Origin of the sequence: Sulfurospirillum oryzae (genome assembly GCF_025770725.1) — a bacterium.
Lineage (GTDB): Bacteria > Campylobacterota > Campylobacteria > Campylobacterales > Sulfurospirillaceae > Sulfurospirillum > Sulfurospirillum oryzae.
In genome coordinates this window covers 222,402-248,890 of record NZ_JANZKZ010000002.1, presented here as the reverse complement: position 1 = coordinate 248,890, position 26,489 = coordinate 222,402, and the positions used below count along the sequence as shown (strand labels likewise).

At 38.7% G+C, this 26,489-nt stretch carries 29 protein-coding genes; 11 read left to right on the top strand and 18 right to left on the bottom strand.

Annotation, left to right across the window (positions count from 1 at the left end; genetic code table 11):
- Window positions 1-2: 2 nt before the first annotated feature.
- Genes gatB through sulP form a run of 6 tightly spaced genes read right to left on the bottom strand, consistent with a single transcriptional unit; the run spans window position 3 to window position 5,070 of the window.
- Entirely contained in the window at window positions 3-1,433 is a 1,431-nt protein-coding gene (gene gatB / locus N0B29_RS05770) for an Asp-tRNA(Asn)/Glu-tRNA(Gln) amidotransferase subunit GatB (RefSeq protein WP_263832754.1), read from the bottom strand.
- Window positions 1,434-1,448: 15 nt separating this feature from the next.
- Window positions 1,449-2,006 (bottom strand): thiamine phosphate synthase, encoded by a 558-nt coding sequence (locus N0B29_RS05765; protein WP_263832753.1) that lies wholly within the window; start codon window positions 2,004-2,006, stop codon window positions 1,449-1,451.
- On the bottom strand, window positions 1,981-2,262 hold the full coding sequence (locus N0B29_RS05760) for a hypothetical protein (RefSeq protein WP_263832752.1): 282 nt from the start codon (window positions 2,260-2,262) through the stop codon (window positions 1,981-1,983). The genes N0B29_RS05765 and N0B29_RS05760 overlap by 26 nt, the downstream gene beginning before the upstream one ends.
- Before the next feature lie 11 nt (window positions 2,263-2,273).
- The gene (locus tag N0B29_RS05755) at window positions 2,274-2,951 is read right to left on the bottom strand and encodes a F0F1 ATP synthase subunit A (protein WP_263832751.1); all 678 of its coding nucleotides are present in this window, start codon (window positions 2,949-2,951) and stop codon (window positions 2,274-2,276) included.
- Between the two features lie 60 nt (window positions 2,952-3,011).
- The gene (locus tag N0B29_RS05750) at window positions 3,012-3,218 is read right to left on the bottom strand and encodes a 2-hydroxymuconate tautomerase family protein (protein ID WP_263832750.1); all 207 of its coding nucleotides are present in this window, start codon (window positions 3,216-3,218) and stop codon (window positions 3,012-3,014) included.
- On the bottom strand, window positions 3,205-5,070 hold the full coding sequence (sulP, locus tag N0B29_RS05745; protein ID WP_263832749.1) for a sulfate permease: 1,866 nt from the start codon (window positions 5,068-5,070) through the stop codon (window positions 3,205-3,207). Before sulP ends, N0B29_RS05750 begins: the two co-directional genes overlap by 14 nt.
- 236 nt (window positions 5,071-5,306) lie before the next feature.
- Between sulP and N0B29_RS05740 the strand changes: the two genes are divergently transcribed.
- From N0B29_RS05740 to nuoB, 6 genes are read left to right on the top strand one after another with little or no spacing between them, the layout of a single operon-like run.
- A complete protein-coding gene (locus N0B29_RS05740) occupies window positions 5,307-7,277 on the top strand; it encodes a proton-conducting transporter transmembrane domain-containing protein (RefSeq protein WP_263832748.1) in 1,971 nt (656 codons plus the stop codon).
- A 1-nt stretch (window position 7,278) separates the two neighbouring features.
- Entirely contained in the window at window positions 7,279-8,196 is a 918-nt protein-coding gene (locus N0B29_RS05735; protein WP_263832747.1) for a respiratory chain complex I subunit 1 family protein, read from the top strand.
- A gap of 4 nt (window positions 8,197-8,200) precedes the next feature.
- Window positions 8,201-8,845 carry a hypothetical protein gene (locus N0B29_RS05730; RefSeq protein WP_263832746.1) on the top strand — a complete coding sequence of 215 codons (645 nt, stop codon included), beginning with the start codon at window positions 8,201-8,203 and terminating at the stop codon, window positions 8,843-8,845.
- Window positions 8,846-8,848: 3 nt separating this feature from the next.
- The gene (locus N0B29_RS05725; protein ID WP_263832745.1) at window positions 8,849-10,264 is read left to right on the top strand and encodes a complex I subunit 5 family protein; all 1,416 of its coding nucleotides are present in this window, start codon (window positions 8,849-8,851) and stop codon (window positions 10,262-10,264) included.
- Window positions 10,261-11,772, top strand: a complete 1,512-nt coding sequence (locus tag N0B29_RS05720; protein ID WP_263832744.1) for an NADH-quinone oxidoreductase subunit D-related protein — start codon at window positions 10,261-10,263, stop codon at window positions 11,770-11,772. Before N0B29_RS05725 ends, N0B29_RS05720 begins: the two co-directional genes overlap by 4 nt.
- A 10-nt stretch (window positions 11,773-11,782) precedes the next feature.
- On the top strand, window positions 11,783-12,535 hold the full coding sequence (gene nuoB, locus N0B29_RS05715) for an NADH-quinone oxidoreductase subunit NuoB (RefSeq protein ID WP_263832743.1): 753 nt from the start codon (window positions 11,783-11,785) through the stop codon (window positions 12,533-12,535).
- Here the strand turns inward: nuoB and N0B29_RS05710 are convergent.
- Genes N0B29_RS05710 through N0B29_RS05665 form a run of 10 tightly spaced genes read right to left on the bottom strand, consistent with a single transcriptional unit; the run spans window position 12,532 to window position 19,700 of the window.
- Window positions 12,532-13,284, bottom strand: coding sequence for a TIGR02757 family protein (locus N0B29_RS05710; RefSeq protein WP_263832742.1), 753 nt, complete (start codon window positions 13,282-13,284; stop codon window positions 12,532-12,534). The two genes, nuoB and N0B29_RS05710, sit on opposite strands and share 4 nt — an antisense overlap.
- Complete coding sequence (locus N0B29_RS05705; RefSeq protein ID WP_263832741.1) at window positions 13,274-14,086, bottom strand: ABC transporter permease; 813 nt, start codon at window positions 14,084-14,086, stop codon at window positions 13,274-13,276. Before N0B29_RS05705 ends, N0B29_RS05710 begins: the two co-directional genes overlap by 11 nt.
- The gene (gene flgK, locus N0B29_RS05700; protein ID WP_263832740.1) at window positions 14,086-15,933 is read right to left on the bottom strand and encodes a flagellar hook-associated protein FlgK; all 1,848 of its coding nucleotides are present in this window, start codon (window positions 15,931-15,933) and stop codon (window positions 14,086-14,088) included. The genes N0B29_RS05705 and flgK overlap by 1 nt, the downstream gene beginning before the upstream one ends.
- Window positions 15,934-15,935: 2 nt before the next feature.
- Window positions 15,936-16,364: a hypothetical protein gene (locus N0B29_RS05695; RefSeq protein ID WP_263832739.1), complete on the bottom strand. Its 429-nt coding sequence runs from the start codon at window positions 16,362-16,364 to the stop codon at window positions 15,936-15,938.
- A 26-nt stretch (window positions 16,365-16,390) separates the two neighbouring features.
- Window positions 16,391-16,591: a flagellar biosynthesis anti-sigma factor FlgM gene (locus tag N0B29_RS05690; protein ID WP_263832738.1), complete on the bottom strand. Its 201-nt coding sequence runs from the start codon at window positions 16,589-16,591 to the stop codon at window positions 16,391-16,393.
- Window positions 16,592-16,651: 60 nt separating this feature from the next.
- Window positions 16,652-16,957: a rod-binding protein gene (locus tag N0B29_RS05685; protein ID WP_263832737.1), complete on the bottom strand. Its 306-nt coding sequence runs from the start codon at window positions 16,955-16,957 to the stop codon at window positions 16,652-16,654.
- A complete protein-coding gene (locus N0B29_RS05680; protein WP_263832736.1) occupies window positions 16,957-18,009 on the bottom strand; it encodes a flagellar basal body P-ring protein FlgI in 1,053 nt (350 codons plus the stop codon). Before N0B29_RS05680 ends, N0B29_RS05685 begins: the two co-directional genes overlap by 1 nt.
- A 42-nt stretch (window positions 18,010-18,051) precedes the next feature.
- Entirely contained in the window at window positions 18,052-18,771 is a 720-nt protein-coding gene (locus N0B29_RS05675; protein ID WP_263832735.1) for a DUF1003 domain-containing protein, read from the bottom strand.
- 1 nt (window position 18,772) lies between these two features.
- Window positions 18,773-19,348 carry a 16S rRNA (guanine(966)-N(2))-methyltransferase RsmD gene (gene rsmD / locus N0B29_RS05670; protein WP_263832734.1) on the bottom strand — a complete coding sequence of 192 codons (576 nt, stop codon included), beginning with the start codon at window positions 19,346-19,348 and terminating at the stop codon, window positions 18,773-18,775.
- On the bottom strand, window positions 19,338-19,700 hold the full coding sequence (locus N0B29_RS05665; RefSeq protein WP_263832733.1) for a hypothetical protein: 363 nt from the start codon (window positions 19,698-19,700) through the stop codon (window positions 19,338-19,340). The genes rsmD and N0B29_RS05665 overlap by 11 nt, the downstream gene beginning before the upstream one ends.
- Before the next feature lie 141 nt (window positions 19,701-19,841).
- Between N0B29_RS05665 and N0B29_RS05660 the strand changes: the two genes are divergently transcribed.
- From N0B29_RS05660 to N0B29_RS05645, 4 genes are read left to right on the top strand one after another with little or no spacing between them, the layout of a single operon-like run.
- A complete protein-coding gene (locus tag N0B29_RS05660) occupies window positions 19,842-20,201 on the top strand; it encodes a flagellar protein FlaG (RefSeq protein ID WP_263832732.1) in 360 nt (119 codons plus the stop codon).
- Between the two features lie 3 nt (window positions 20,202-20,204).
- The gene (gene fliD, locus N0B29_RS05655) at window positions 20,205-21,887 is read left to right on the top strand and encodes a flagellar filament capping protein FliD (RefSeq protein ID WP_263832731.1); all 1,683 of its coding nucleotides are present in this window, start codon (window positions 20,205-20,207) and stop codon (window positions 21,885-21,887) included.
- Between the two features lie 15 nt (window positions 21,888-21,902).
- Window positions 21,903-22,280, top strand: coding sequence for a flagellar export chaperone FliS (gene fliS / locus N0B29_RS05650; RefSeq protein WP_263832730.1), 378 nt, complete (start codon window positions 21,903-21,905; stop codon window positions 22,278-22,280).
- Entirely contained in the window at window positions 22,267-22,518 is a 252-nt protein-coding gene (locus N0B29_RS05645; protein WP_263832729.1) for a hypothetical protein, read from the top strand. The genes fliS and N0B29_RS05645 overlap by 14 nt, the downstream gene beginning before the upstream one ends.
- Before the next feature lie 136 nt (window positions 22,519-22,654).
- On the opposite strand, the gene N0B29_RS05640 is transcribed toward N0B29_RS05645, so the two are convergent.
- Both N0B29_RS05640 and N0B29_RS05635 read right to left on the bottom strand, forming a co-directional pair.
- On the bottom strand, window positions 22,655-24,295 hold the full coding sequence (locus N0B29_RS05640; RefSeq protein ID WP_263832728.1) for a sodium:solute symporter family protein: 1,641 nt from the start codon (window positions 24,293-24,295) through the stop codon (window positions 22,655-22,657).
- Window positions 24,295-24,462 (bottom strand): symporter small accessory protein, encoded by a 168-nt coding sequence (locus N0B29_RS05635; RefSeq protein WP_263832727.1) that lies wholly within the window; start codon window positions 24,460-24,462, stop codon window positions 24,295-24,297. Before N0B29_RS05635 ends, N0B29_RS05640 begins: the two co-directional genes overlap by 1 nt.
- 214 nt (window positions 24,463-24,676) lie before the next feature.
- On the opposite strand from N0B29_RS05635, the gene N0B29_RS05630 reads away from it, so the two are divergent.
- The gene (locus N0B29_RS05630) at window positions 24,677-26,488 is read left to right on the top strand and encodes a thiamine pyrophosphate-dependent enzyme (RefSeq protein ID WP_263832726.1); all 1,812 of its coding nucleotides are present in this window, start codon (window positions 24,677-24,679) and stop codon (window positions 26,486-26,488) included.
- The last annotated feature ends 1 nt before the right edge of the window (window position 26,489 follow it).

Sequence of the window (26,489 nt, the reverse complement as noted above, 5' to 3'; positions counted from 1 at the left end):
GCTTATACATCAAGTCTAGATTTTAAAAGTTCATTCACTTTAGCAGGATTAGCTGCCCCTTTGCTCTCTTTCATCGTTTGACCAACAAAGAAACCAAAAAGTTTATCTTTTCCACTTCTGTATTCTGCGACTTTATCAGCATTTGCACTGATGATTGCATCGATGATTGCTAAAATTGCACCATCATCACTGACTTGTTTAAGACCGAGTTTTTCAATGGCATCATCAACACTCACACGCTCTTCCATCAGATAATCAAGTACCTCTTTCGCCGCTTTGCCACTAATGGTCCCATCTTCAATGCGTTTAACAATCGCTGCTAGTTTAATTGCATCCACAGGCGAAGTCATAAGAGTCACACCATGACTTAATCGCGCCAAAAGCTCAACGGTGAGCCATGTTACAGAGTTCTTAGCCCCTGCGCCTTCATTGATCATAGTTTCGTAAAAATGCGCCATTTCAACACTGGAGGTAATCACATTGGCATCGTACTCTTTAATGCCATACTCTTTAAGGAAACGATCACGCTTTTGATCGGGAAGTTCTGGAATTTGGATACACTCTGCGAGCATATCATCAGGAATAAGCACTGGCAATAGGTCTGGATCTGGGAAATAGCGATACTCAGCACTGTCTTCTTTACCTCTCATGCTTCTTGTTTCATTTTTTTCAGTATCGTAAAGTCTGGTTTCTTGAACCACTTCCCTCTCATAAATGCCATCTTCCCAGGCATTACTTTGACGCTCTACTTCGTAGTCAATCGCTTTTTGGATAAATTTAAATGAGTTTAGGTTCTTAATCTCAGCTCTGGTATAAAGCTTCGTATCGCCTTTAGGGCGAATAGAAACGTTCGCATCACAACGGAAGCTTCCTTCTTGCATATTGGCATCACTGATGTCGAGGTAGCGTAAAATGGCATGAAGCTTTTTAAGATACAAAATTGCCTCTTCTGAGCTTCTCATATCAGGCTCACTCACAATCTCAAGAAGCGGTGTTCCAGCACGGTTTAAGTCCACATGAGAGACATTACCGTGGTGAATGTTTTTACCAGCATCCTCTTCAAGGTGCGCGCGTGTCACACCAATGCGTTTTGTTGTGCCATCTTCAAAGTCAATATAAATTTCACCCGCTTCAACGATAGGTATCTCAAATTGGCTGATTTGATAACCCTTTGGAAGGTCTGGGTAGAAGTAGTTTTTACGGTTAAAAATAGATTTTTGATTAACGGTTGCATTGATAGCAGTGCCTAGTGCAATGGCTTTTTTGACAGCTTCTTTGTTTAAAACAGGTAAAGCTCCAGGAAGTCCTAAACAGACTTCACACACGTTGGTATTAGGTTCGTCGCCAAAACTGGTTGGACAACTGCAAAAAATCTTGGTTTTTGTATTTAACTGAGCATGAACTTCAAGTCCAATAACAACTTCAAATTGCATAAATACCCTTTGGGATTAATCTATAAAAAAGCGAATTGAGGCAAAACCGTACACACCAACCTCTTCACAAGCTTTCACTTGCTCCATATTGATGATGCCACCAAGCGCGAAACATTTAACGCGGATTCTATCATTTATTTCTTTTAACTTCTCTAAACCAAGCGGTTTGCCCTTATTGGGCGTTGCAAAAATGGGACTAAATGTGATCGCATCTGCTCCTCTTTTTTGAGCTTCCTCTACTTCCTCTAATGTATGCGTACTTGCAATCACTTCCAAGCCTAAGGCTTTAGCATTTTGGATTACATGTAAAGCAGTGGAAGGTAGATGCACGCCAGCACAGCCGAGTTGATGTGCAAGCATAAAATCCGTATGCAAATAGAGTTTGGTTCTTTCATCTTGAATGCCTGCCCTTGCAACAGCTTTAGCAAGCGAGGTATAATCAGAGGTTGTTTTGTCTCTCAAACAGATGTAATCAGGCTGGTGTTTTGCCTTTACATGTAAAAGTTTTTGAACACATATAAAAGGATCTGAGGTATAAAAATAAGGATCAGTGATGAGATAGTGTTTGATCATCACAGGAGAGTTTTTCTAAAAGATATGTTTGCTTTTTTAGCTCATCTAGTTTATCCAGTTGTAGTTGTGCCATTTCAAAAATAATAACAAAAAAACACCCTGTTAAAAAGAAGAAAAGCGCAATGATGGAAGCGACAATAAAACCAAAAGGGAGTAAAGCAAGGAAGGTATAGCCTCCACCAGCTATTGCAAGTGCCCAAGAGGCTCCTTGCAACAGACTGAGGAGTTTTTCAAAACGCGTTTTGTGTGTTAACACGTCTCTTCTTTTTAGTGCTCTTCGCTAATTAAAACAGCACCTGCAAGATAAACATAAGTCAAAATCATAAAAATAAATGTCTGCAAGAATGCAGAGAATGTTAAAAGCGCATACGCAGGAAGTGGTGCTATCCAAGGAGCAAGCATCAAAACAACTGCTAAGAAAAGATCGTCACCTTTAATGTTACCGAAAAGTCGGAATGTCAAAGAGACAATTCTTGAAAAGTGAGAAACAATTTCGATTGGGAACATAAGAGGTGCTAAAACTTTCAATGGTCCCATGAAGTGTGCAAAATAATGCACAACACCATTAACACGAATACCCTCAAAGTTATAATAAACAAACACCATCAAAGCAAGTGCTAGTGTCATATTAAGGTTACCTGTTGGTGATTCAAAACCAGGAATAATACCAATAACATTTGCAATAAATACCATCAAACCAATTGTTGCTACAAGTGGTAAATATTTACGCGCCAATTCTTCTCCAATGACATCTTTACCCATAGAGATGACACTCTCAAGATACGCTTCCATGACATTTTGAACACCACTTGGTACCAGTTGCATTTTAGAAGTTGCAAGTTTTGCCAAAACAAAACTGATAACGCCAACTAAAACAATATGGGATACAAAGATGAAGTCATGAGTGTGATTAATAAGACCTAAAAATGTAAACATTTCGCCCATTACACATTTCCTTCGTTAATAATTTTTCGTGATTGTACCTATAAATCATTTAATAGTAGATTAATGCTTCGGTTTTTTGCGAAGTTCGCTCACTTGCTCGCCACCTATGCCCCAATTATCCATATCAACTTCATCAATTGTGACAACGGTTGTAGCTGGATTTTTACCAAGAACCTTAACTAAAAGGTTTGTAACACCTTCAATCAGCTCCGCTTTTTGCTCTTTTGTTGCACCCTCTTTAGTGATTTTGATGTTAACGTAAGGCATTTTTATCTTCCTCTTCTTCAATTTCCACAACCGTATCTGTTGATTTTTTACCTAAAATCTCCATAAGTAAGTGTTGTGTCCCTGCAATAATACGTTCCTTTTGGTCTTCGCTCACTCTTTCTTTGGAAATTTTGATATGTGCATAGAACTTCTCTTGTTCTTTTTTCAGTAAGATGTCATTGGCACGTGCAAGCGCTAAGTCGATATTATCGGTAATATTAATTTCGCCAATAATGACATCGAATCCAAAACGCTTCAATTTCGCCTTAATAGTTTCACTGACACCCGAAAGCACCAGCTGCGCATTGCCTTTTTTACACAATTCATAAAACTCTTCTAACGCATGAAATCCTGTTGCGTCCATCATAGGGACATGACGCATACGTAAGATAAAGACTTCAGGAAACTTACTCACCGAATCAAGCACCCCTTTGAGCTTATCGGCAACACCAAAAAAGAAAGGACCATTGATTTCATAGACTTCAACACCCGCGGGAACAATACGATTGCTAATCGCGTAAGGATCCGCTTTTTCAACCTCTTCATCTTCTTCATCTAACGAGATAGAAAAATCTTGTCTTTGATCTTTAACATCTGTGACTAAACTCATACGCTTAATAAATAAAAGGGCTGCAAATAAAATACCCATCTGAACGCCTGTATTCAAATCGATAAAAAGCGTTAAGAAGAAAGTGGTAAAGAGAACAATTTTGTCGTATTTCTCAGATTTTAATGCGATCGCTTTAAAGTGATGAAATTCACTCATATTCCAAGCTACAACAACTAAAATAGCGGCCAAAGCTGCCATAGGAATTAGTAAAATCCACTTGGAAAATAAAAACATAAAAATTAAAAGCATCAATGCGTGAATCATGCCTGAAATTGGGCTAAAAGCACCTGCTTTAATGTTGGTTGCGGTTCTAGCAATAGCACCCGTTGCAGCGATACCTCCAAACAATGGTGCAGCGATATTGGCAAGCCCTTGTGCAATGAGCTCTTTATTGGAGTGATGCTTGTCTCCGGACATACCATCAGCCACAACGCACGACAACAATGACTCAATGGCTCCTAAAAGCGCTATCGTAATGGCGTCCGAAAAAACAGCTCGTACTTTTTCCAGTGAAAAAAGAGGAATACTTGGACTTGGAAGTGTGGAAGGAATAGAGCCAAATCGTGATCCAATGGTTTCAACAGGAAGCTGAAAAAGTGCTACAACTATGGAAGAAAGGACGATCACAATAATGGGAGCTGGAATTTTAGGATAAATTTTACGGAAATTGAGCAATACAATGACACTCAAAAACCCAATAACCAGAGAATAGACATTAAAGTGACTTGCATTTTCCGCATAAATGACCCATTGGTCTGCAAACTCAGCAGGCATTTTAGCAATATTAAAACCAAAAAAATCTTTCATTTGTGAAGAAAAGATAATGAGAGCAATACCAGCGGTAAAACCAACAGTCACAGGGTATGGAATAAACTTGATGATACTTCCTAACCTAAAAAAGCCCATCAACATCAACATCACACCTGCCATTAATGTCGCAAGTGCTAACCCATCATAGCCATGCTTGAGTACTATCGCATACAAAATAACAACAAATGCCCCTGTAGGACCTCCGATTTGGTACCGACTTCCCCCTAAAAAAGAGATGAGAAACCCTGCAATAACAGCGGTAAAAATACCCTTCTCGGGGCTCACGCCACTTGCAATTGCAAAAGCCATTGCTAAAGGAAGGGCAATGATCGCCACCGTTGTTCCAGCCATAAAGTCTGCTGACAAATTTGAAATACTATAGCCTTCTTTCAAGATAGCAATGCTTCTTGGTAGCCAATAATTAAATTTCAATACAATTCTCCCATTAATCTAACTGGTATGTAGGAATATATAAATTGATACATAGAAGAAGAAGTTTTTAATGTGAAATGATATAGCTAGCTGACTTTGTAAAAACTTAATTCCAGCTTTATTACCTTTTTATAAACCTTACAAGAGAAAAAACTTTAATTTTATAACATTAAATAATAATTTATTAAAGTAGTGATATGATGATTTTTGACGCTCTAAAGAGGAGATAATTCAATATGACGCTCATTGTATTGTCACTTTTTTGTATACTTCTTGCAGGTCTTATTCCTTTTTTTACAGCAAAAATGAAACCCTCTTTATCAGACAAGCTTTCTGCTTCTTTACATGTAATAGGTAGCATTGTGGGGTGGGTGTTTATTTTGCTGCAATTACACAATCATTCAGATATTGCGGCGATACTACCTTTTGAAACACTTTTTGGTCATTTTTCAATCAAAATAGATACACTCAGCCTTGTTTTTTTAATCCCAATTTATACCATCAGTGCGATGAGTGCGATTTACAGCATATCCTATTGGTCAACGATTCAAAAGGGTTTACACCAATCGGTTAAATACAGGCTTTTTCTCTCTTTCTTTACCATCTTTATGATACTTCTTGTTATCTGCGATAACTTTATGATGTTTTTGTTGTGTTGGGAAATCATGTCTTTACTTGCCTATTTTTTAGTAACGATTGATGAATTAGATGAAGAAGCACAAAAAGCTGGTTATCTTTATATCATCGCGACACATACGGGTATTGTGGCACTTTTTGGTCTGTTTGGCATCATTCAAAACTACTTTGGCTACTTTGATTTTACCTCTGCACTTGGGCATATTGATGCACATTCAAGTCTTGCTTCATGGATATTTTTGCTAGGACTTTTTGGCTTTGGTGTCAAAGCGGGCATCTTCCCTTTATATTTTTGGCTCCCTTCCGCTCATGCAAGCGCACCGGTTGCTATCTCAGCACTTCTCTCTGGCGTTATGATTAAAATGGGAATTTATGGCATCATCAGAGTGGCTTCTTTATTTACCAACATACCTCATTGGTGGGGATGGGTAGTTTTTGGGCTCGGAATTATCTCGGGTATTTTAGGCGTTGTTTACGCCATTGCCCAACATGACATCAAAAAACTTTTAGCCTACCATAGTATAGAAAACATCGGTATTATTCTTATTGGCATTGGGCTTGCGATACTTGGAAAAAGTTATCGCAACGAAACACTGGTTCTTTTTGGACTCTCCGGTGCGCTCTTTCACGTCATCAATCATGCACTCTTTAAACCTTTGCTCTTTTACAGTGCAGGCTCTATTATTGAAAAATACCATACTAGGGACATCAATCATTACGGTGGCATCATCAAAGTGCAACCCTATACAGCCCTCTTCTTTCTCATAGGTGCTGTGGCAATTAGCGGATTACCACCGCTTAATGGTTTTGCAAGTGAATGGTTACTGTATATGGGAATGTTTAAAAGTCTTCTTTCTACTCAAAACTCGCTTCTTCCTGTTATGGCGGGGATTATAGCTCTCTCTATCATTGGAGGATTAGCCCTTGCCTGTTTTGTGAAAGTTTTTGGTATCTCATTTTTGGGTAAACCTCGCCATATTGAACTCTTACATGTAAAAGAATCTTCATGGTCAATGCTCCTACCTATGGGTATTTTATCGGTCATTTGTTTTATGTTAGGACTCTTTCCCTTTATTTTAGAAAGCTTCCTCTCACGTGCCACAATGCTTTTCAACCATGCGCCACTTATGCTCAAACTTAATGCGATGAGCGATTTATCGTATGCTTATAGTGGATTATTGATTATTGTAGCTCTAAGTGGAGGCATACTCTTTTATACCCTCAAAGGTAAAATCAAAACCGATATAGACACATGGGCATGTGCTTTTCCTTATGGCACACCCAGAATACAATACACACCTGCTTCCTTGGCGCAAATGATTATGAATCTTTTTAGCTGGGCACTCAAACGTAAAAAGAGTGAGTTATCCATGAAAGGGATTTTTGTTCAAAAATATCAATTTTATCTACGTCAAAACGATAAAGTTATCTACACATTACTCAAAATAGCAGATTCCACGCTTTTATTTGCGGCGAAAACAAGAAAGTTAATTCATAATGGATACATGGGTATTTATGTGCTTTATATTTTTACAGCACTCATTATTATGCTCTTGTATGTGGGAAAATAAAATGTTTGACATACTTCAAATCATTTTGATGCTTTTGCTCTTTTTGGTTCTTTCCATTGTTAATATGGGCATTATCATCAAAGTAAAAGCTTTCTTTGGAGGAAGATGCGGGGCACCTGTGCTTCAAAAAATGTATGACATCATCAAGCTTGTGCAAAAGTCTATAAAGCTTAGTACAACAACTTCATGGGTCTTTTTTGTAGGTCCTCTTTTTGCTTTGATAGTACCTTTCTTTGCTTTTTTATTTTTACCTTTTGCTTCCATTCCTCCGCTTATCAGCTTTGAGGGAGATTTTTTGCTGTTTGTTTATATGTTTGGGGTATTAAGATTTTTTACAACCTCATCGGCACTTGACACCTCTTCGAGTTTTGAAGGCATGGGAAGTGCTAGGGAGCTTACATTTTCATTTTTGGTTGAGCCTATCTTATTTGTCTGTTTGATTATTTTGGCAAAAGGGACTTCTTCTTTAACCCTGTATGACTTTTTTGGTTCCCATATTTTAGAGGCATGGCATGACTATAGCACGATTTTTGGCATTGTTGTTGTCTGCTTTTTGGTCATTTTACTGGTCGAAAATTCCCGTATTCCATTTGATGATCCAGCAACGCACCTTGAGCTTACGATGATCCATGAAGCGATGGTGCTTGACCATAGTGGACCGCTTCTTGCCTCCATCGTTTTAGGTAGTGCTATGAAATTTACAGTCTATGCGGTTTTGATTGTTGACTTGGCAATTCCTTTTAAAACAGGTGTTTTAGCTTATGATACGCTTATAGCCATTGCAGGTGTTTTGGGCGTAGGCATCGTTGTTGGTGTTATTGAATCAGTGATGGCAAGACTGAAACTGATTGCCATTAAACAAGTCCTGATTGGAACATTGATCGTTTCTTTATTTGGCATTATTTTGATTACGAGGTAAAAACATGATGAACGCTTCTTCTATCAACACCATTTTACTGCTTGTCGTTCTCATCAATATGTTTATTATGGGAAGCAATAGAATCATCACCGCGATTAAAGCCGTTGCTTTACAAGGCATTATCTTAGCTTTATTGGCATTTTTTTCAGAAGAATTTACTCCCAAAGGAACCATTCTTTTTCTCATTATTGTCTCTATAAAAGGGATCATCATTCCAATGCTTCTCATCCGTGCAACCAAACTTGCCGAAATCAACCAAGAGATGCATCCTTTGATTGGGTATATGCCAACGATGTTTATTGATGCTTTATCTGTTTTTTTATCTTTTTTCATTTCGCAAAAGCTTCCGCTTCTTCCCGCCCATCAAGAGACGATTATCGTGCCCGTCTTTTTTGCCACGTTAATGTCGGGTATGATTTTGATCATTGCAAGGCAAAAAGCCATCACGCAGGTTATTGGTTATCTCATTATGGAAAACGGCGTCTATATTTTGAGTTCAATGCTCACAGGTTCCGTTACTTTTTTAGCCGAAATTGGTGTTTTGCTTGATGTCTTAGCGGGTGTTTTCATTATGGGAATTATGTTGAACCATATTTCAACAACCTTCGATAAAGGTGATGTAGGCAAGCTTACATCGCTACGGGAGTAACGCATGACTCTTTTGGTTCTTTGCACTCTTTTTATCATGCTCTCTTTGGGCATTATCCTTATTTCAAAAGAGAACTATTTACGTGCCTATACTGTTTTTGCCGTAGCCATCTTTCATCTAGGATTAACCATCTATCTCTTAAACACTTCTGTTTTAATGATGGATGCCCTATCCAAACTCATTCTTATCACGCTAAGTATTCTTTACCTTGGTATCTCGTTTCATGGCATTGGGTATTTCTCAAAATGCCAATTCACCAATGACAATAAAATAGTCACACTCAGCCTGGTTGTCTTTATCGTTTTTGCAACACTGATGGTTATAGCCAATGAGCTTATTAGCATGTGGATTTTTTTAGAAACCGCTTCGCTTGCATGTACACCGCTTATTTATTACAACAAAAATAAAGCCTCCATTGAAGCGACATGGAAGTACCTTTTTCTCTGCTCCATTGGCATTGTTTTAGCACTGATTGGTATGCTTTTTATCTCATACTCCGCCATTATTGCTGGGGCAAATGACACGTCGCTTACGTTTACCAATATTCTCTCAAATGATAAATATTTCAATCCCACATGGCTCAAAATTTCATTTGTGTTTATGTTTATAGGCTTTGCAACTAAAACAGGGCTCTTCCCTCTTCACTCTTGGAAAGCGGATGCTTACAGCGTGGAACCGGGTATCTTTGGAGCTTTAATGGCAGGAGGCGTCACCTCTCTCTCATGGCTTGCACTGATGCGACTGATTCAGATCATGAATGCCGCAGGAGAGTCTGTTTTAGTACACACCATTCTTATCTTCTTTGGCATTATCTCCATACTCTTTGCCTCCATTGCGATGTTAAATCAACTGGATATTAAAAAAGTCTTGGCGTATTCAAGCATTGAGCACATGGGCATTATTGCACTTGGTCTTGGCGTGGGAGGCATAGGCATTTTTGGAGCTCTCTTTCATATCTTTAACAATGCCCTGCTTAAAGGTGCTATTTTCATTGCAGTAGGCAACATCCGCAGAGCATACGGTCAAAAAACGACTGAGTTTATCAGTGGCGCTTTGAGTAAAATACCCATAACAGGTACTCTTTTCCTCATCGCTTTTCTAGCGGTTGTCGGAACGCCTCCTTTTGGCTCTTTCTTTAGTATGTTTTCGATTTTACAAGGTGTACTTGCCCACTCGCCACTCGTCTCACTTCTTTTTATGCTAGGACTAATACTTGCATTTATGGGTATGGGAAAAACGTTTCTTGGCGCTTCAAGAGGAAAGCCGCCTATGGTTGAAACTGGGTATAAAGATACTATTGAAATGTATCTTACCCCTTTACTCTTTTTGTCTATTATTCTCATCATTGGTCTGAGCATGCCTGATGTGTTCAAACAGCTCATCATGGACGCGGCTGCTTTATTGGAAGGAAACCTATGAGTTACAGTACACTCTTTACATGTAATCCTTCATGGGGCAAAATAGAAGATATTCCCAGTTCAACCGAAGAGCTGTTTTGGAGCAACATTGTAGAAAATGTCACTAACCATAATTTCCGCGTCTTATCGCTTTTTGCAACACCTATGAATAACGCGTTGCATTTGGTCTGCATTTTGGGTAATGACACAACCTCTCTTTTAAAAATCTCCCGATTTGAGCTCATCAACAATACGTTCCAGTCACATGCTTCCATCATCCCTCAAATCCATCTTTTTGAGAGAGAAATCGCCGAACAATTTGGTGTAACTGTGCACGATCATCCGTGGCTTAAACCTGTACGATTTGAGCAAGACTTTTCTTTACATGTAAAGAAAAATGCGTGTGGTGATCTCAACTATTTTCAGGTCAGTGGTGAAGATGTACACGAAGTAGCCGTAGGTCCTGTTCATGCGGGGGTCATTGAGCCAGGGCACTTTCGATTTCAATGCTATGGCGAAAATGTAGTGAATTTAGAAATATCATTAGGGTATCAGCACAGAGGCATTGAGAGAATGCTACAAGGCGGCCCCTCCCCTCAAACGCTTTCACAAATGGAAGTTCTTGCAGGCGATACAACCATAGGGCACTCTTTAGCCTATGTGCAACTCGTTGAAGCTATGGCAGGTATTCACGTCTCTCAAAAAAGTGAACTCATTCGTATAGTGCTTTTAGAGTTGGAGAGAATTGCTAACCACGTGGGCGATATTGGTGCGCTCTCTGGCGATACGGGATTTTTACCAACGGCGTCTTACTGCGGAAAACTGAGGGGCGACTTTCTCAACCTTACCGCCAGCATCACCGGCAATAGATTTGGTAGAGGCGGTATTATCGTAGGGGGTGTGGGTTATGATATTGACTTCAATCTCGCCGCCACGATAGCCAAGCAACTCAAAGTATTGCAAAGCAAAACACTCAGCGCTATTGATCTCTTTTTTAGATCGACATCCGTTTTAGAAAGAGTTGAAAACATCGGAAAAATAACCAAAGAAGATGTTATAACCTATGGTTTTGTAGGTATTGCCGCCAAGGCGTGCGCTATAGCTCGCGACACACGAAAAAATTACCCTTTTGGTTATTATAATGCTATAAGTTATGACATACCGCTTGAAGCATCGTGTGATATTTTTGCAAGAGCGATGATGCGAAGAGCTGAAATTGTCTCCTCTTTAGAGCTTATTCATAACATGTTACGAAGTATTCAAGAGATAGCCATTCAAAAACCTACGCGAGTCAATGATGTTGTCTTACCTTCAAATGCCTTAGGTATTTCGCTGACAGAGGGTTGGAGAGGTGAAATTGTGCATGTAGCGCAAACCGATGAGCATGGAAAATTGGTACGCTATAAAATCACAGACCCATCTTTTCATAATTGGACAGCACTCAGTCTTGCCATGAGAGAGGGGCAAATTTCAGATTTCCCTCTGTGCAATAAGAGCTTTAACCTCTCTTACTGCGGCTTTGATTTATAAGGATAAAGCGATGTTTTTTGTACTTTTGGAACGATTGAGACAAGGTTATAACACCAGTAAATACCCTAAAATTGAGCCTATTTTATCCCCTCGTTTTTCAGGCGTGCCAAAGATAACGGGAAGTTGTGATCTTACATGTAAAGCGTGCATAGATGTTTGTCCGACAGAGGCGATTGCAAAAAAAGAGCAAAGCATTGCGATTGATTTAGGCAAATGTATCTTTTGTGATCAATGTGTTCCGCTTTGCACCCATAACAACATTCAATTTACCCATGAGTATCGCTTGGCGTCCCATCAAAGATCAACACTCCTTGTGACCAAAGAGGTCGAAAAAATTGGGTTTCAATTAAACCAACAAATACAAAAACTTTTTAAAAGATCGCTTCAATTGCGCCTTGTATCCGCAGGTGGATGTAATGCGTGTGAAGCAGACCTCAATGTTTTAGGCACACCCGTTTATGACCTTAATCGTTTTGGTATTAGTTTTACAGCTTCGCCTCGTCATGCTGATGGTATCATCATCACAGGCCCTGTGACACTCAACATGAAACAAGCGCTCATGGATACTTACGATGCCCTGCCTAGTCCAAAGATTGTCATTGCCTCAGGCACGTGTGCCATTTCAGGAGGTTTGTTCCAAAAGAGCGATGAAGTGTGCAATGGTGTCGATTCGCTTTTACCCGTTGATCTCTACATTCCTGGATGCCCACCGCACCCTTACACAGCACTCAATGGACTTCTACAATTTCTTGGAAGAGTTTAAAAACGTCGCTCTTGTCCTAAGCGATACAGTGCAAAATCGTACTTAATCGGGTCATTATGATCTAGCTTTTTAAATGACTCGGTGAGTTCTAACACCGCTTTAAAATCATACGATTTTCGCTGAATCAAACCCAGTTTTTTTCCTAGTGCAAACGTATGCGTATCAAGAGGGACAAGCAGATCTTTGCTCTCAACTCCGCTCCAAAGACCAAGATCAAGATGGTCTTTACGCACCATCCACCTTAGATACATGTGCCATCGTTTATAAGGAGACGTTGGGATAGTAGCAGGTATTTTGCCCAATAAAAACTCATATCCACGCGACCTATAGGGATTTATATCGTATAAAAATGCTATTAACCCTCTTAATCCATCCATCACGTTATGGCTTTTGCGATAGCCCTCTAAAAAGATAGACTCTAATGTGGCAGATTGGGCTTTTGCTCTTTTACATGTAAGAAAAAATTGCTGAATATCTTGGGAGGTTTGAAAACGATAATAGTGCTGACTTAGTGTTTGAGTAATGCTTATCTCATCTTTTTCGAGCAGTGAAAAATCCAAACTCTCTAAAAACTTGATGATGGCTTGAACATTGCCATAGGCAAAAAGCGCGCAAATAAGCGCACTAAACTCATCTTTGTGCTTTGAAGCAACCATCAAAGGATCAGGGCGCTCCAAACTAATTTCCTCCAAATGATTTCGTTTGAAAGATTCTTCTTTTAAAAGTTTTGCAACTTTTTCAAACGTCATTCAAAATGTCTTTTTCGTTGCTTTTACTTTGCAAATAATCAGAGAGATTAATAAGCGAAAACGTGACTAAAAAGATGAGAAACCCAGGGAAAAAACTCAGCCACCATGCAATATCGATGACCTCTTTACCTTCGCTAATAATCACACCCCAGCTCATCTGTGGCGGTGTGATGCCAATACCTAGAAAACTAAGCCCACTCTCTGCCAAAATCGCCCCACTCACACCAAACGTAAAGCTGATAAAAAAGATAGGCGTAAGTAAAGGGGCAAAGTATTTGAAAATAATTTTGAAGGTATTGACATTGGAGAGTTTAAGAATTTTAATAAACGGAGCATTGGAAATGGCAAAGCTTTCACTTCGTATCATCCTCGCCATGCCCATCCAGCCAGTAATTGAAATGATAAAAATCAACACCCAGACTGAAGCGCTCATATAGCTAATGAGTGCGAGTAAAAGAAAAAATGTCGGAAACGTGAGAAAAAGATCAATAAGCACAATAATCATTTTATCAACATTCTTTTGGAAAAATCCCGCACTAATACCAATCATAAGCCCTGCTAAACTAGAGAACAGCGCACTTAAAATGCCAATCATTAAGGATACTTGCCCGCCCACCATCAACCTTGTAAACAGGTCACGACCTAGTCTATCGGTTCCTAAAAGATGCTCAAAACTTGGTGGTAATAAAATGGCTTTTGGATCAAGATCATAAGCAGAGCCTGCATAGAAGAAGGGTAAAACAAAGCAAAAAAGGAAGATGAGCACCAAAAGGATGGTGCTCAATAAAGGAAATCGTTTCACTATTGTTTAATGCCTAAAAGAGTATTGAGCATTTCATCAATGGTTGTAATGATCTTTGCTGCCGCGCTGTAGGAGCTTTGATATTGCATCAAATTGGCTAACTCTTCATCTTTATTAACACCACTGATAGATTGATATTGTGTATTGATAGTGTTATGAAGTGCCTCATTGGTATCATAACTCGTTGAAGATGCTGAAGCATCTGTAGCGACTTTTGTTGTCAATGCACTGTAATAACCTGCGATTGTCTCTTTTGCAATTGAGCCATCTTTAGAATAAAAATTCAATGTATTGTACTGTAGCTGTAACATTGAATTGGCAACATCATGGTTACCAACGACTGGCGCGCCATACGCTTGCATTAAAGATGGATTTTTCTTATATTCTGAATTGACATCTATATTAGAAGCATCACTTCCTGTCAAGAATTGGTTTAGCCCAATAGCACCAGGGAAGTTGGTTCCATTGTCTTGGATTGCAATTGTATAGCCATTATTAAGGGATGTCGGAGAAAGTGAAAATGCCCCATTGTCCATAAACGTCGCTTTATAATAATCATCAACGTCATTTAGTGAATTATTATCTTTGTTATCATCCGTATTTTTATTCATTTGTGTCAAAATACTAGAAGAAAATGTATCATCGCCCATTGTTGTAGCATTTTCAATATTAATCGTTTTACGGGCTACTTCTTTTCCAGAGCTATCATAGACGACCATATCAAAAGAGCCACTTTCGATATTATTGTAGGCATTTTTTAAAGAAGTATCGCTTTTGAGATCTAAATTAGGTGATTGCATACTCGTTTGAGCACTCTTAGCATAAATGTTATTTGTTTCTGTAATAATGGTTTGAGCAAAGCTATCAAGTTTATTGATGTAACCTTGAATAGTACCATCTTGTGGATACCCGCCATTGACACTAGAATCAATCACACGACCACGAAGATCAAGCATTGAACCTACTTTACCGCCAGATAGCTGCTCTGTAATGTTGTATCGTGTGCCATCTTGAATTTCAGAATAAATAGAGTAGTAACTGCTTTCATTGGATGTATTATCAATGACCAAAGGATGAAAAGTTGAGCCATCTACAAATGAAGCGCCAGCAATATTCAGATAGTATTGTGTACCTGAGTCTGTCATATTAGCATCAATGCTCGTGTCACTGGTAATATTACCTTTCGCAACGGAAACATCAAGCATTTTGGATAACGTAAGCTCTAACTCATCACGTTTATCACGAAGATCATTGGCATAATTCCCTTTGTCAGATTCAATGGCAGCAATTTGCTTATTAACATTCGCAATTCTTTCGCCAAGGCTATTAATTTCATCAATAGATGTTTTAAGCTGTGAGTTAATAGAATCTTGAAGTCCTCGAATGGTCTGTCTTGTTGATTGAACATCGGCACTTAATGTTGCTGCTGATTGCACTAAAGCAATTTTTTGTGAACCTGCTGTTGCATTTGAGGCAAGATTATTCCATTCTGTAAAATAATTCGTCAAATCTTTTGCAATACCAGCATCACTTAAATCGGGAAAATACTTTGCAACTTCTTGAAGTGATTGAGATGAGTAAGTGTCATAAGAAAGATTGGCTGAAGCATTTCTAAGCTTTGAAAAAACGAATTCATCATGAATACGGACAATCGAAGTAACCGTAACACCAGAACCAACGCTGACACCTTGCGAACTAAGTGCGGGACTTGCAGAAAAGTTTACTCTTTGACGCGTATAAAATTCATTTTTGGCATTAGCAATATTTTGACTCGTTGTTGCTACGGCAACTTGGGCAGCATTAAGCCCAGAATTACCTGTATTGAAAATCCCAAATAAATTACTCATGACTAAGCCCTTACTTTAAGTAAAGACGCTGGCTTATGATTTGAAACTTTATACCCTTCCATATCTCGAGGGAAAATGCTATCGAGCAGTACATTGTAAAATTGACTGATGGTGACGACATACTTAGCATATTGTTTGTTATAGGTTTTTAGTTCTGAGAGTTTTACTTTCATTTGGGCTAAAAGCTCTTTTTGTTCAACACTTAACAACTCTTCTAATGAAGTTTTACCGCTCTCTTTGAGCATTTTCATCAATTCGTTATCTAAAAGAGATTTTTTGTTTTCAAATGACTGTATCAAATCATTTTTAATTTTTGCTCTCTCAAAAACCTCACTATGTTTTGCGACTTTAATATCGGCTATATCTTTATGTGTTTGTTCAATGAGGTTTTCTATATCTTTAATAGCATTGTGTAGATAGTGCGTCAACATCTTATTATCCTTTTACATGTAAGGATTTAGATCAACTCTTCCGCGACCGCCTGAGCAGTTTTTGCTAGATCGACTTTATAGGTTCCATTTGCGATCTGCTCTTTGAGTGCGGAGACTTTGTCTACCCCTTCACTTTTTTCTGTTTTTTCAACACCTTTAGATGAAGTATCTTTAGGAGTGCTTTGCTGTATATACGCCGCGTTGGACGTCTGAACTTTTGAAATCATTTTAAACCCTTTGTATAGATTGTAGATACCTACAACCATATCGTCCAAAATGATAAAACTTTAACGTCCTTCCTTCAAATAATTAAATAACATCTCACTTAATCCAAGATTTCCACTTAAAGCTGTACTCATCGTATCGTTATACATCGATTTATAAATCTTATCGCCTGCATCTTTTGGGAAAAGGCTATTTTCACTATTATCTTCACTGTTCATCGCAATATCAAGAACTTGTTTGAGGAAAAATGCTTCAAATTTATCGGTCTGTTCTCTCAGTGCTGCATCACTTGAATTTGTAGAGCTTACTTTATTGAGAGCGCCACTGTAATTTGCATTTAAAAGAGCTACACTGTTATCAGCTTGCATTAGATGATCTCCAATTGAGCTGTAATCGCACCTGAACGTTTAATGTTTTCAAGAATAGAGATAATGTCTTTTGGTTTTGCGCCAAGCTTTGTAAGCGCTCGTGCAATGTTAGCAACGGTCATACTGCCCTCTTTGATCTTAATACGATTTTCTGTACTTGCAATCTGTACATCGCCGCCAATATCAACGCTTTTATCATCAAGGGGCGTATTGCTCGATTCGATCTTAATAGTAATATCACCGTGTGTTACCACAACAGGATCCACTTTAATATTGACACCAGAAACAATGGTTCCTGTTCGCTCATCAATAACGATTTTGTCTTCTTTTTCATATCTGACATCTGTGTCTAAAGTTTTTGCCAAGAACTCAACTGAAGTTAAACTTTCAGGACGCATCATACGAATTGTTCGCGAATCTGTTGCAACAGCAACTTTTTTACCAAATTTTCGATTGAGTTCATTTTGAACAGAGACGGCTGTATTGAAGTTTGCTTCTTTCAATGAAAGATTAATATACTCTTGTTCATGCAGATCATTTTCAATCTCACGTTCCACTAAAGCACCACCAAAAATATTGGCAGATGCAGGATGATTGAGTTGACCTTTTTCTTTGCCATTCATACCACCAATAGTAAGTGAACCTTGTGCCAAAGAGTAAATTTTGCCATCCACACCTTTGAGTGGTGTCAAAATAAGATTTCCACCTTGCAATGACTTTGCATCGCCAATAGAAGAGACAGAAACATCGAGTTTATCACCTTGTCTTGCAAAGGCAGGAAGTTTTGCTGTCACAAGAACAGCAGCAACGTTTTTAGATTTAATGTCAGCAGGATCTATTTTAACATTCACTGTTTGCAAAAGATTTGAAAGTGAACGCAATGTAAACTGAGAAGAAGAACCGTCTCCTGTTCCGTTAAGACCAACGACGAGACCGTAACCAATAAGTTGGTTATCGCGTACGCCAATGACATTAGCAATATCACCAAGTCTTTGAGCATACAGTGTACTGAGCGCTGAAATCAATACGAAGGATAGTTTAATGATTTTCATCAATTGCCTTTAAATTTGACATTCTTGCCAACTTTAAAGCAATTAATGTTCCAAAAGTCCTTTTTTATTTACACGTTGCAAAATATCTTGCATCATATCGATTTGAACTTTTTGGATTTCAAGGAGTTCTTCTTGTTGATGCATAATAAGATGGTCTATTTTTTCATGAAGCATCCGAATTTCAAGTTCAGATTTGAGGTTAATCATATAGTCATTTTTGGCACGAATTCTATCTTTCTCTTCTTGCCTGTTTTGGCTCATCATAATGACAGGTGCTTGAAGCGCTGCGATACACGACAAAATTAAATTGAGTAAAATATAGGGATAGGGATCAAAGCCTTGATTGTTAAACCAAAAAACATTGATAAGTATCCAAATGACCAAAAAAGAACAAAAAGAGATAATAAATGTCCAACTACCGCCAAACGTAGCTACTTTGTCTGCGACTTTTTGACCAAACGTTAAAGGAGTGCTATCGTCATTTTCGACTTTATCGGTTAATGTGGTGTTATTTTGAAAAGAAGCAAGAACGCGTTGTTCTAAGTCTGAGAGTTGCCCTAATTCTTTTGCTAAATAATCAGCAATATATTTTTCTCTAAAGGCATTGAGTTCCGTAAGCGCAAGATAACTCTCCTCCCCAAAGGCAGGATATGATTCTTGGATGGACTTTAAAATCGAATGACGAATGGTTGTAGCAGAAATGCGTTCAGAAAGAGGAAAAGATTGATGCGATATATCGCTGATAAAAGTATTGTTTTCCATCTTACATGTAATAGCTTAGTGAGCTATTCCCAAATTTTTTTGTTTTAGAAAGCATATATTCGCCAATATTTTCAGGTAAACTCATATTGCTCATGTGCTCGATAACAATCAAATGCGCTTTTTCTCTTGGAATTGAAGCAATCAAAGAGAGTACTTTTGTGTAAATATCTTCCATCCCCTCACGAATCGAAAAAGGCGGATCAAAATAAAAATAAGTCTTACATGTAAGCGTAGAAAGAAGCGTTGGAAAGAGCACAAAACTATCTCCGTGCATTGGTGTTGTGTTCTTTTCAGCAATAGCTTTACAGTTATTTTTCAACGTACTAAAGGCTGCTCTATCTTTTTCAATAAAATATGCATGCTTGGCACCTCGACTAAGCGCTTCGAGTCCCATTGATCCACTTCCACCAAACACCTCGACAAACGTTTCATCTAGAATATCATATTGTAATGTATCAAAAAGAGAACCTTTAAGAATGGCTTTCGTGCTTCGTGTACTTTCTAATGAAGGAAGTTCTAGTTTCTTGCCCTTATATTTGCCCGCGGAAATGGTTGTAAAAAGTGGCTTAGTTGCCATAATATCCCCGAATCGTCTGAATCAATTCTGCTCTAAATTTCTCAGTCAGTGCTGTGATCTTCTCTTCTAAAGCATGGGTTATTTTACTTTGAGGCATCATGTCATCAACATTGCCTTGAAGCATGATGAGATGCTGAAAAAATTTATCAAGTTCAATGAGTAGTGAAGATTTGGAAAAAGGAATGATTAAATTGCCTTCATTGGATGAAATATAGAATATAGGTTTATCAAGCTCAATCTTTTTATCACTGATGACAAAATCGCACTGCTTATAAGGAACAACGATCTCTCCTAAAAAACTTTTCAGTGCGCGGCTCAACAGTAATGATTGGCAAACTAAAGCTATTTTCATCTTCTTCCTCTCTGTGTAGTATTGAAATAGTAACACACTAAATCTTAATCCTCTTTTTCCATATATGGATAGCACTAAATAAAAAAAAAGATGTGTCGATCTTGTCAATAGGAAAATTATAAAATGTCAAGGAGGGCAATTATGGACATCTTTAGCGCAACCAGTAAACAGCAAGTCGAAGCAACAAGTGCTCCGAAGGTAACAAACTCAGTTCCGGTAAGACAAGTCGAACAAACAGCTGATACATCAAAAGTCAATCAGCAAAGCCAAGATGAAGATTCAAAAGGACTAAGCGAAACCGTCAAAGAACTCAATAAACAGATGGACTTACTCAATACAAATATTACGTTTGGATATAACGATAAAATTAATCAAATGTTTATCAATGTTATTGAAAAAAGTACAGGTAAAGTCATTCGCAAATTCCCAACAGAAGAAGCAATGAGCCTTTCAGCTAAAATGAAAGAGATCGTAGGAATTATTTTTGATAAAAAAGGATAGACGATGGCAACTTCAAGCTTAAGCTCACTAGGGCTTGGTAGTAACGGTGTTCTTACATACGATACTATTGATAAATTAAGAGCAGTCGATGAAAAGGCTCAACTTGATCCTATTGATGCAAAGCTAACCACCAATACAACCAAGCAGACTGATTTGTCTACGCTGACATCATTGGCAAATACTTTAAAGTCATCAACAGCTGCATTATCAGAAGAAAACAACTATCTTCAAAGAACGACCACCGTTTCAAATGATGCCATATCTGTTACAACAAAAGCAGGTGCAACGTTAGAAAATTTTACGATGCATGTGAATACATTGGCAAGTCAAGACATTTATCAATCGTCTAGTTTTACAAGCCAAACCAGTACATTTACATCTGCAAGTGACACTCTTAGTCTGCAACTTGGAACAAATACGTATGCCTTTGATATAACATCAACAACTACGCTTTCAGATCTTAAAAATATGATCAACGATAAGGCTGGCGATAAAGTCACAGCTTCGATTCTCAATGTTGGTGGAACAAATCCTTATAGACTTGTCATCAAATCTGATTCGACAGGTGCATCTAATGCCATCACATTATCTTCGACGGGAACAGCACTGACAGATTTGGGACTAGATCAAAGTGCTAATCATCTTAAAACCGCATCAGATGCTTCATTTGTTTATAACGGAGTAACGGTAACACGTACGTCTAATACGATTGATGATCTTGTTGTAGGTGCAAGCATTACGTTAAATAAAGCACAAGATGCTTCTACAAATACAACTGTTTCAGTTACACAAGATTGGACCAATATTACAACCAATCTTAAATCACTCGTTACGTCATACAATGACTTAATGACAAAACTCAAAAGTGCCACGGCTTACGATATAACAGCAAAAACTGCTGGTACCTTTCAAGGCGTTACGCAAATCAACTCATTAAGTACTGATATTCGTAAACAAGTTTTAGGAATTGATAGTCAAGGTAGAGGTCTTAGTGACTATGGCGTCAGCATGAATACCGAAGGCAAACTTGAGTTTAATGCAACAACATTCAATGCCAAAGTAGCTGCCAATCCCGCTGATGTTAAAGACTATTTTTTCGGTTCAACGACCTATAGCACAACATCTTATAGCGGTTCTGCTGTTTCTGCTGGAGGATTAAGTATAGGTGCTGACGCGTTTTCGATTAATGGTAAAGCAATTACGTTTACAACACTTTCAACTTCAACTATAGCAGATAACTTAGCAGCCATCAAAACGGCTATCAGCAATGCAGGAATCACAGGTATTAATGCGAGTCTTGGAACCAATAACAACATTGTTCTAAAAGGTGATGCAGGTGCGGATATTGTTATCACAGGCAATAGCACAGCACTCTCTTCTTTAGGGCTTCAAGCAACCAATGTTTACTCTTCGCCTCATACAAAAGACGGTCTCTTTACAACGTTTAATAATATGCTTAAAAGCTATGTTAATACAACGGATGGAACCTTGACTCAGTACAACAAAAGTTTAACAACTGAAAAAAAAGCATTGACGACGACAAGAACAACTGCTGTTTCACGTTTAGATTCCAAGTATGAAGCAATGGCAACAAAATTTGCTGCCTATGATAGCATCATTAGTAAACTAAACAACCAATTTAGTTCACTCTCTAGCATTATTAAACAGTCATACGTTAGCAAATAATTCAAGGAAATCATTATGTACACCAATTTAGCCTATTCAACTTACTCACAAAACAACGCCTCCATTGAATCTTCTGAAAAGTTGATTAGAATGCTATATGAAGGCGTTTTACGCTTTGCTTCACAAGCCAAAAAAGCCATTGAAGATGGCAATATCGAAAAACGAACGTATTGGATCAACCGTACATCTGCCATCTATACAGAGCTTATCAACTCTCTCAATTACGACGGAGGACAAATAGCGCATTATCTCAGTGGTCTTTATATTCACCAAGTCAAACTTCTTGCAGAAGCCAATATGCACAATGACACAACGAAACTTGATGAAGTTATTAATGTTGCAAGAGAACTGTTACAAGCATGGAAAGAAGAGACCGAGTATGTCGTGGATTAAAAATTTCACGATTGCTATCATAGAAGAAAATTACACAAATATTGGTGAACTTATTGAGAGTGTACCTCATTTTGAAACGATTGAGGAAGCACAAACAGCATGTGCATTGATTCAAGAAGCATTGATTATTATGGAACGAGAAAAAGCAAATACATTTGATGCGATGCAAAAACTTAAAAAAACACGTCATTTTATTGAAACATCTTCCGAATCACACCTACAAGAATACAGAGGGTAAAAATTTACCCTCCTCTACTCTTAACACGCGTTTAAAACAAAGCTTCAAACACTACGTTAACACTGAGTTTTATTCGGCATAAAGCCCACGCACCTTTGGTGCTTTAATATCTTGCAAATTGAGTTTTGCAAGATGTCTAATCTTCAAAACACTTTTTAATTAAAGCAGGACTCTCTGGTTTTGTCATCAATGAGACAATAACAGCACTTAACGCTGAGAGCGGTAATGCAACGATCATGGCATCGACAAAGGTCACTTTACCCGTTAAGAGTGTGTTGACACCAAAGATCATTTTACAAAGACCCAACTCTTTGGCTTCTTGAAAGTGAACAAATAAGAGCCAAAACGTGGTAACGACTGTACCGACAATCATTGAAGCGATTGCTCCTTTTTTAGTCATTCTTCTCCAAAAAAGTCCACCAAAATAGGTCGGTAAAAAGATACTCGCACACAGCGCAAAAAAGATTGCCGTACTACGTGCGATAATCGCAGGCTGTTTATCAAAAACATAAGCAAGTGTTACCGAAATGACGATCATGACAATAATTCCCACGCGGGTAATTAAGAGTGAATTTGGGTTGTGTTTTCCCGCAATCTGTTCAAAGACATCACGACCTATCGCTGTTCCCATTGCATGAAACTGGCTTGAGAGCGTACTCATTGCCGCTGAAATGAGTGCAAATAAAAAGATAAATGCAAACCATTTTGGCATTGCGGCATTAATAAAATGAGGAATAACTTTACCAATACCACCAGCACTTTGAAGCGCATTTTTTCCCTCATTAAAATCATAATACCAAACATTGGTAAGTGCCCCAACAATAAAAACAATTCCCGTCATTGCAATGATAAAAACACCGCCGATTAAAACCGCACGATTGAGCTCATTTTTACTCTTAACGGTCATAAAACGAACGACCAACTGTGGTTGTGCTAAAACGCCAATCCCAACACCCATCGTAATCGTCGTAATAACAAAGAGCCATCCTTCTGAGAGGAAAACAGGCATTTTGTTCCAACCTTGAAATCCCCAGTTCATAGAGAGCTTCATCATAAAATCAGGACTACCTGCTTTGAGATCTTTAATGTTAACATTCCCAAGCGATGCCACCGTTTCATTCCAAACGGTTTCTAGTTTCGAGAATCCAACATCAACACCACCAACAGAATTAAAAACCATCACCAAAAGAATGACCATTGCAACGAACATAATGACACCTTGCAACGCATCGGTTAACATAACGCCTTTAAGACCACCCGCAAGCACATAACCCGTTACAATCACCGACATCACAAGCAGTGCCAAATGATAATCCACTTTGAAGTAAGCCACCAAGAACTCTGTACCGCCAATGAGAACTGCCGATGTGTACAAAGGCATAAAAACGGTAATTAAAACACCGCCAAACATCTGAATAAACTTAGAATTAAAACGGCGCCCTAGTAATTCAGGAAAGGTGTGTGCGTTTAGACGAATACCCATTTTTCGCGTCGGATTGCCCAAAACCACAAACGCGATGAATACACCGATAAAGATGTTACAAAAGGTAAGCCAAAGCAGTGAATTACCAAGCCATGCCGCCACACCACCAAAACCTACAATAGCAGCTGTAGAGATAAAGGTTGCTCCATAGCTGAGTGCCATAACAAAGGGATGCGTATCGCCACCTGCGATAAGATAATCCGCTGAACTTTTCGTCTGTTTATATCCTACAAAACCCAAATACCCAAGGACTGCAAGATAAAGTATAATGACAATATTTTCAATTAAATTCATCATAGCTCCTTATTGATTTTAGCTTCATCTTTATCCCAAGACTTGGTGTTTAACACCTTCTCCTCTTTGTCCTTATTCCAGTATATTACCCCGTAAATAACGCACAAAAGAGCACTCGCATTCATCAGCCAAAACGCCGTCCCAACCCCAAGATCAAATGTTCCCATGCCTTCATCTCCTTATAAAAGTTCTTCAAAGTAATATAAATTGCTTTAACGAAACTTTATTTTTATCCTTAATAGATTATAAAAAAGTTATAAGGTTTCAAAATTGCCCACTTTACATGTAATGATTTTGTCAAAGCTTCTTAGATAAGTAATTTATAATCTTAGTTTCAATACCCTTTAAAATTACTATGTACAAGCGATGGAGCACAACACGATGAAACAAATTTTGATGGGGAATGAAGCAATTGCCTTAGGGCTTATTCACGCAGGTGTCGATATGGTCTCGGGTTATCCAGGGACACCTTCAAGTGAGATTTTGGGAAATTTTCAAAAATTTCGAGACAAAAATAAATTAGAAGCTTACGCGCAATGGGCAACCAATGAAAAAGTAGGTTTTGAAGTCGCTTATGCTGGAGCCATTTCTGGCAAACGTACCTGTGCTACCATGAAGCAAGTAGGACTTAATGTGGCGAGCGATCCTTTAATGAGTGCTTCTTACATCGGGCTTAAAGGTGCTATGCTTCTCATTTCGTGTGATGATCCAGGTTTTTATTCTTCTCAAACAGAACAAGACAGCCGAAGTTTTGCCAAGTTTGCGCGCATTCCTGTGCTTGACCCCTCCACGCCGCAAGAAGCCTATGACATGGTTAAACTAGGAGTTGAACTTTCCCATGAATTTGAATCCATTGTCATGTTACGCCCTGTTATGCGTGTCAGCCACGCCAGAGAGATTTGCGAGGTCGATGATGGCTTACATGTAAAAGCCAATGAAGGTGATTTTGAACGCAATATTCCTCGTTGGGGTGCTGTACCACCTGCTGGGAGATTTCGACAAGGCTTAGAGCAGATTGATCGTTTAGAAGCCATCAAAGCATGGAACTGGGATCATCTCATTAAGCCTAAAACCCATGCGCTTAAAGGCGAAAATGTTCTCTGCCTTACCAGTGGAACGGGTGATGGTTATGTGAGAGAAGCTCTTAGCGAACTTGATATTCATGCCGATGTACTCAAACTCGATATGCCCTACCCTCTTCCAAAAGAAAAACTTGAAGCACTCTTTGTCAACTACGACAAAGTCATTGTTTTTGAAGAGAGCTTTCCGTGCATCGAAGAGCAGTTAAGCTCGCCAAAACTCTATGGAAAACTGACTAAGCATGTTCATGTTATTGATGAGTTTTCCAAAGACAAAGTACTCTCCGCTTTTGCAAATGCGGGTGTTATAGCTCCAAGTCATGCGTACAAAAGTGAAAAATACGACCTTGAACTTCCTAAACGCCCACCCAATATGTGCCCAGGCTGTCCTCACCGTGATGTTCACTATGCCATTACTAAAGTCTTTAAAAAGAAAAAGTCTATCTATACCTCAGACATCGGCTGTTACACGCTAGGGCTCAATCAAGCGGCAATCGACACCATTTTGTGTATGGGTGCAAGCATTTCCATGGCGAGTGGTTTTAGCATCTCTGATCCTGATAAAACTGTTATTGCAACCATTGGAGACAGTACCTTTATGCACTCAGGGGTTGCGCCACTCATTAACGCTGTGTATCAAAACCACAAATTTATTCTTGTCATTTTAGACAACTCCACGACTGCCATGACAGGTCGTCAAACAACACCAGAACGCACCAATCCTCACCAAATCGACATCAAACGCATTGTTGAAGGATGTGGCGTCAGTTGCCATGAGTATGTGTATGAGCAAGACTTGAACAAAACCGTTGACTTTATGAAGTCACTTCAAGAGATGTATAAAACCGCTACGGCTCCTGTCGTTGCGGTTGTGCGTGAATTTTGCGTACTCGATAAAGAAAATGCAACGGGTCGTCTTGGCAACGTGGTTGTCGAAGTCGATGAAGACAAATGTGTCGCGTGTGATTCGTGTATTACCAACTACAAATGCCCACCAATGCACTACAACGATGCTGGCAAAATGGAGATTGACCCGTTCTTATGTGCAGGTTGTGGTTCATGCCTTGATGTCATCTGCCCGACTGATGCGTTTGTAAAAAAAGAGGAGAAGTAGC